At 72.4% G+C, this 7,482-nt stretch carries 1 protein-coding gene; it reads right to left on the reverse strand.

The annotated features are described in order from the left end of the window. The coding region (locus FE633_RS46510; RefSeq protein ID WP_246114156.1) for a non-ribosomal peptide synthetase at positions 1-7,467 on the reverse strand (7,467 nt) is incomplete at its 3' end. Positions 7,468-7,482 lie beyond the last annotated feature (15 nt).

Here is a 7,482-nt window from a genome sequence, read left to right on the forward strand (position 1 = left end):
GTTCGGCGCCAACGGCAACCGGTCCAACACCACAAACGCCGACGGCACCATGAACTCCGGCAACCGCCCCGCCACAAACTTCCGCAACTCCGGAACCGACACACCCGCCGTCAGATCGAGGCTGTTGCGGTTCTTGGCGGTGTCGGTGGCGCCGGCGGTGTCGGAGCTCCCAGCGCTGCCGTCCTGGTCGCCGTGCGCACTGTGCGCCGGGACGACGTACCCCACGAGCTGTTTGTTCGCGCCCTTGCCCTCATGGACCACGACGGCCGACCGCTCGACGGCGGGGTGGGCGCTCAGGGCCGCCTCCACCTCGCCCGGCTCGATCCGCAGACCACGGATCTTCACCTGACCATCGCCACGACCGACGTACTCCAGACGCCCCTCACGATTCCAGCGCGCCAGATCACCCGTGCGATACATCCGCGACCCCGCCGGACCGAACGGATCCGGCACGAACCGCTCCGCCGTCAGCCCCGCCCGGCCGCGGTAGCCACGTGCCACGGACTCGCCCGCGACGTACAACTCGCCGACCACGCCCGCCGGCACGGGCAGCAGCCCGTCCCCGAGCACGTACGCGCGCACGCCGTCCAGCGGTGTGCCGATCGGCGCGCTGGTCCCGCCGTCCCAGGGGGCGTCGCCCGGGAGGGCGAACGCGGAGGCGTAGAAGGTCTCGGTCTGGCCGTAGCCGTTGACCACGCGCACACCCGGGAAGGCCTTCCGGGCCCGCTCGACCAGCGACGCCGGCAGCGCCTCGCCCGCGAACACCAGCGTGTCCACACTCGTCTTGCCGACGAGTTGGTCGAGGAGTTCGGCGAACACGGACGGTACGGAGCTGACGACACCGCCCGTCCAGCTCTCGCGCTCCCCCAACTCCAGGACGTCACGTACGACTTCGACGCTGCCGCCGGTGGTCAGCGCCGTCATGATCTCGAACACCGACACGTCGAAGTTGATGGACGTGCCCGCGAGGATCCGCGCGCCCGGCCGCACGCCGAGGGCGTCCGCCAGGGAGGGCAGGCAGTTCGTGACGTTCCGGTGGGTGACCGTCACGCCCTTCGGTGTCCCCGTGGACCCGGAGGTGTACATCACGTACGCCGCGTTGTCCGGGCTCGGGCCCGTCCCGACCGGGGTGGCGTCGGCGCCGTCCAGGTCCAGTTCGCCGAGGAGCAGCGGGGGCACGTCGTGCTCCGGCAGCGCGGCCGCCGCCTCCTCGTCGAGGAGGATCAGCCGCGGCTGTGCCTGCTCCAGCATCAGGCCCAGCCGCGCGCTCGGGTAGCGCGGGTCGATGGGCAGGTAGGCGGCGCCGGACTTCAGGATGCCGAGCATCGCCACGACCAGATCGGCCGACCGCGGCAGCGCGAGCGCCACCACGGACTCCGGCCCGACACCCCGCTCGGCCAGGCCGTGCGCGAGACGGTTGGCGCGGTCGTCCAACTCCCGGTAGGTCAGCGACACTTCGCCGCCGACCACGGCGAGCGCCTCGGGTGCCGCCGCGGCCTGCCGCTCGAACAACCCGGGCACGGTGACGTCCGGAGCCTGCCGGTCCGGAGCCCGCCGGTCCGGTCCGCTGAGGGCGGCCAGGTGCTCGTGCTCGCCCGGCAGCAGGACGTCGACCACACCGATCCGCCGTTCCGGGGCGGTGACCAGTTGCTCGACGACCTGCGCGAAGCGGGTCGCGAGGTTCTCCACGGTGTCGCGGTCGAAGAGATCGGTCGCGTACTCCAGGTACCCGATCACGCCCTGGCCGGGGATGTCGCCCATGTTGAAGAACAGGTCGAACTTGGCGGTCTGCGTGAACGACGGCTCCCAGCTCACCCGGAGCCCGCGCATCTCGAAGTCCTCGCGGGTGATGTTCTGCCAGGCGAACATCACCTGGAACAGCGGGTGGTACGCGGTGGAGCGCTCGGGGTTGAGCAGTTCCACCAGCCGCTCGAACGGCGCCTCCTGGTTGTCGTACGCGGACAGGGCCTTGTCCCGCACCCGCCCGAGCACCTCCTCGAACGACGGGTTGCCGGACAGATCGGCGCGCAGCACCCAGGTGTTGACGAAGAAGCCCACCAGGTCAGCGAGTTCGGCGTCGGTGCGGTTGGCGATCGGGGAGCCCATGGTGATGTCGTCGCCGCCGCCGAGGCGGCCCAGCAGCACCGCGAGGGCGGACTGCAGCACCATGGCCGCCGTCGCGCCGTGCGCCCGCGCCAGCCTGTCGACCTCGGCGGCGACATGGGGCGCGAGCCCGAACTCCACGGCGTCGCCGCGGTGGCTGGGCGCGGGCGGCCGCGGACGGTCGGCCGGCAGCTGGAGGGGCTGCGGCGCCCCGGACAGTTCCCGGCGCCAGTAGGCCGCCTGGGCGGCCAGCAGGCTCTCGGGGTCGCTCTCGTCGCCCAGCAGCTCGCGCTGCCAGAGCGTGTAGTCGGCGTACTGGACCGGAAGTTCCGGCCAGTCGGGGGCGGCACCGTCCAGGCGTGCCGCGTAGGCCGTGCCCAGGTCCCGGGCGAGCGGGGCGATCGACTCGCCGTCGACGGCGATGTGGTGGATCACCAGGGGCAGCAGGTGTTCCCCGGCGTCGAGCCGCAGCAGCGCGGTGCGGGTGGGGATCTCCTTCGCCAGGTCGAAGGGGCGGCCGATGACCCGGGCGAGCTCCTCGTCGACGGTCTGTGGCGTCACCTCGGTGAGCGGGGTGTCGAGGACGACCTCGGACACGGGCAGGACCTGCTGGTACGGGTGCCCGTCGGCGTCCTCCACCACCAGGGTCCGCAGGCTCTCGTGCCGGGCGACCACGTCACGCAGCGCCGCGCGCAGCGCCGTGGCGTCCAGCGTGCCGGTCAGCCGCAGGACGAACGAGTGGTTGTACGTCGCCGACGGTCCCTCGAACCGGTCGACGAACCACAGCCGGCGCTGGGCGAAGGACAGCGGCACGCGCTCCGGTCGGGTGTCCGCCCGCCGCAGCCGCGGCCGGGCCGGTCCGCTCGTCGACAGCTGCCCGCTGAGCTGCGCGACGGTGGGCGCGGCGAACACCTGCGGGACGCGGACCTCCGCGCCCAGCGTCGCGCGGATCCGGTTGACGAGCCGGGTGGCCAGCAGTGACTGGCCGGTCCTGGCGAAGAAGTCGTCGTCGATGCCGACCCGCTCCACCCCGAGCACCTCGGCGAACAGCCGGCACAGCACTTCCTCGGTCGTGGTGCGGGGCGCCCGGTACGCGACGCCGGTGAACCCCGGTTCGGGCAGTGCCGCGCGGTCGACCTTGCCGTTGGGCAGCAGTGGGAACTTCTCCAGCGTCACGAACGCGGACGGCACCAGGTGGTCGGGCAGCTTCGCGGACATGAAGACGCGCAGGTCCTGCGGCGCCTCGGGCCCGGCCGGGACCACGTACGCCGCCAGGTACTTCGAGGTGCCGCTCCCCCGGCTCTCGCGGGCGACGACCACGGCCTGTCCGACGTCCGGGTGGCCGGCCAGGACGGCCTCCACTTCGGCGGGCTCCACCCTGACGCCGCGGATCTTCACCTGTCCGTCGCCGCGTCCGACGTATTCGAGGCGGCCGTCGGCGGTCCACCGGGCCAGGTCGCCCGTGCGGTACATCCGCGATCCGGGGGGACCGAAGGGGTCGGCGACGAACCGCTCGGCGGTCAGCGCGGCCCGGCCCCGGTAGCCGCGCGCGAGGGACGCGCCCGCGACATAGAGCTCGCCCGTCACACCGGGCGGCACCGGCAGCAGGCCCGCCCCCAGGATGTGGACGCGGACGTGGTCCAGGGGCTCGCCGATCGGCGCGTTCGTCCCGCCGGTCCACTCCTCGTCCGCGGGCAGCGCGAACGCCGTGGCGTAGAAGGACTCGGTCTGGCCGTAGCCGTTGACCACCCGCACGCCCGGGAGGACCTCCCGGGTGCGGGCCACCAGTGCCGCCGGCAGGCCCTCCCCGGCGAACACCACCGTCTTGGGGCTGATCCTGCCCGGCAGTTCGTCGAGGAGTTCGGCGAACGCCGAGGGCACCGAGCTGATCACGTCGGCCGTCCAGTCGGCGCGCTCACCCAGGGCGAGCACATCACGGATGATCTCGACGGTGCCGCCGGCGCAGAGCGTCGAGAAGATCTCGAACACCGACACGTCGAAGTTGACGGACGCGCCCGCGAGGATCCGCGCACCCGGCTCCACGCCCAGCGCGGCCACCAGTCCCGGCAGGCAGCCGGCCACGTTCCGGTGGGTGACGGCCACGCCCTTCGGTGTCCCGGTGGACCCCGAGGTGTACATCACGTACGCCACGTTGTCCGGCCGCGGGGCGACCGGCACGGGATCCGCCGACGCCGGATCCGCGGCGCTCGCCTCGCGCTCGATGTCCACGAGGTGCACCGCGGGGATCCCGGTGGCCGGCAGGACGCCCGCGGCCCCGGCGTCCGTGAGGACGAGGGAGGGAGCGGCGTCGGACAGGATGAACTCGAGGCGCCGGCTCGGGTACGCCGGGTCGATCGGCAGATAGCCCGCGCCGGCCTTCAGCACACCGAGCAGCGCGACGACCAGGTCGGCCGTCCTCGGCAGGGCCACCGCGACCACCGACTCCGGCCCCACACCCCTCCCGGCAAGACCGTGGGCGAGGCGCTCCGCGCGCTCGTCCAGCTCGCGGTACGTCAGGGACTCCTCGCCGCTCACGACGGCGACCGTGTCCGGCGTCGCCGCGGCCCGCTCCGCGAACAGCGCGGGGACGGTCGTGTCCGGTACCGGCATGGAGGTGCCGGCGGAGCCGCGCAGCGCCTGCTCCCGCTCGGCGGGGCTGAGCACGTCCACCGCCCCGACCGGCAGGTACGGGTCCGCCACCAGGGCGCGCAGCACGCGTTCGAAGCGCGCGGCGATGGTGTCCGCCTCGGCTCGGTCGAGCGCGTGGGGCTGGTACTGGAGCGACAGCCGCAGGTTGGGGTCGGCGTCGGCCATCACGGTCACCGGGTAGTGGGTGCCGCTGAACGGGGTGATGCCGGTGATCGCCACTCCGGCCGTGTCGTTCGCCTCGCTGAGGCCGACGTGGTCGACCGGGTACGACTCGAAGACGACGATGGTGTCGAAGAGGGTGTTCGTGCCGACCGCCTGCTGGATCTCGGTCAGCCCGTGGTGGTGGTGGTCCAGCAGCGCGCCCTGCCGGTCCTGGAGTGCGCCGAGCAGCCGGGCGAAGGTGTCGCCCGGGGCACAACGCACCCGTACCGGCAGGGTGTTGATGAACAGACCGACCATGGACTCCACGTCCGGCACGGCCGGCGGGCGGCCGGAGACGGTGGCGCCGAACACCACGTCCTGCCGGCCGGTCAGCTGGCCGAGGAGGACCGCCCAGGCGCCCTGCACCAGGGTGTTCAGCGTGACGCCCAGGTCGGCGGCGCACGCGGACAGCCCGAGGGAGAGCTCGGCGGACAGCGGAACGTCGACGTGGCCGATGTCGTCGCTGTGCGAGTCGGCACCCTTGTCGCGGACCAGCAGGGTCGGGTCGTCGAAGCCGTCCAGCTCGCCCGCCCACGCCGTGGCGGCAGCCTCCCGGTCCTGCCGCGACTGCCACACCAGGAACTCGCGGAACCCGCGGACCCGAGGCAGTACGGAGGTGTCGCCGCCGGAGCCGTAGAGCCGCAGCAGGTCCTGCATGAGCGTCGGCACCGACCAGCCGTCGAAGAGCACGTGGTGGGCGGTGAAGACCAGGGCGGCGCGGTCGGGTCCGCGGGTGATCAGCGAGATCCGCAGCAGGGGCGGAGCGGTGGGGTCGAACCGCGTGGCCCGGTCCTCGGCCAGGAACCGCTGGAACTCGTCGTCGCCCGCGTCATCGGCGTGAGCCGTGTCGTCCCTGGCGCTCATGTCCAGGTGCTGCCAGGGCAGTTCGACGTCGTCGAGGACGAGCTGGACCAGGTCGCCGGAGGCGTCGGGCACGAATGCGGTGCGCAGGTTGGCGTACCGGTCGAGCAGGGCCTGGCCGGCCGCCCGCATCCGCTCCGGATCCACCGCGCCGGACAGGTGGTAGGCGAACTGCATCTGGTAGGCGTCGTGTCCGGCGTCCGACAGCATCGACTCAAAGAGCAGCCCGGACTGCAGCGGAGTGAGCGGCCATACGTCCGAGAGACCCGGGTAGCGCTGCTCCCATGATTCGAGCTCGCTCTGCCGCACCGAGACCAGCGGCACGTCCGACGGAGTCAGACCACCCGCGTCCGGCCGGGCTACATGCCGGGCCAGGCCCTCCAGGGCCTCCCCCCACAGTTCGGCCAGCTCCTCCACGTCCTCGCGGCTGAGCACACCGCTGGGGAAGCCGAGCCGGGCGGTCAGCTGCCCGGAGTCGGTGACGAGCGCGTTGATCTCCAGGGTGGACATCACCGGCATGTCCGCGTCCGGCACCGCGATCAACTCGTTCGTGCCCGGCGCCTGCGACCAGCCCAAGCCCCGCAACTCCTCAGGCATGTCAGCCGCGGAGAAATGACCGAGGTAGTTGAAGGCGATCTGCCCGGTCGGATGCGGCGCGAGAACCGCGCCGGTCTCCTCGTTCAGATACCGCAACAGGCCATAACCCAGCCCCTTGTCGGGGATGCGCAGCAACTGCTCCTTGACCGCCTTGACCACCGAACCGGCCGCCGCACCCCCCGCCAGCGCCTCCTCCACATCCACACCGGCGAGATCGAGACGGACCGGGAACATGCTGGTGAACCAGCCGACCGTCCGCGACAGATCGGCCCCCGGCACCACCGCCTCCTCACGGCCATGCCCCTCCAACTTCACCAGCAGCGACGACTCCTCCACCCCACGACCACGCCGCCAACGGGACACCGCCACCGCCAACGCACTGAGCAGACCATCGTTCACACCACCACGGAACGCGGCGGGCACATCCGTCAGCAGTGCCTCCGTCACCGGGGCGGGCACGCGGGCCCAGACGTACTCCTGGGTGGAGATGACGTCGACAGCGGGGTCGACGGGGCGCGAGCCGATGAGGGGGTCCGGGCCGTCGACGACCGACTGCCACAGCTCCAGTTCGGCGACACGCTCCGGCGAGGACGCCTCCTCCACCAAGGCGTGCGTCCAGCGGCGTACCGAGGTGCCGACCGGGTCGGGCTCCGGGGTCTGCCCGTCCCGGATCTGCTTCCAGGCGGCGGCGAGGTCGGGGAGCAGGATGCGCCACGACACACCGTCGACGACCAGGTGATGCAACACCACGATCAGACGGCCCGCCGTCTCCGCCCCCGCGTCGAACCACACGAACTGCGCCATCACCCCGCGGGCCGGGTCCAACCGGCCGGTCGCGGCGTCCAGTTCGGACGTCGCCCGCTCCCACCAGCCGTCGTCCCACCGGCCGTCGCACTCCACCCGGTGCACCAGGCTCGTGACATCCACGGAGCCGGGCTCCTCGATCTCCATCCCGTCGCCGACCAGTCGGGAGCGCAGCAGATCGTGGCGGTCCCAGACCGCCGCCAACGTCGCCGTCAGACCCGCCCCGTCGATCCCGACCGGCAGATCCACCACCGACGACATCGTGAA

The organism is Streptomyces montanus, assembly GCF_005786655.1.
Classification (GTDB): Bacteria; Actinomycetota; Actinomycetes; order Streptomycetales; family Streptomycetaceae; genus Streptomyces; species Streptomyces sporangiiformans.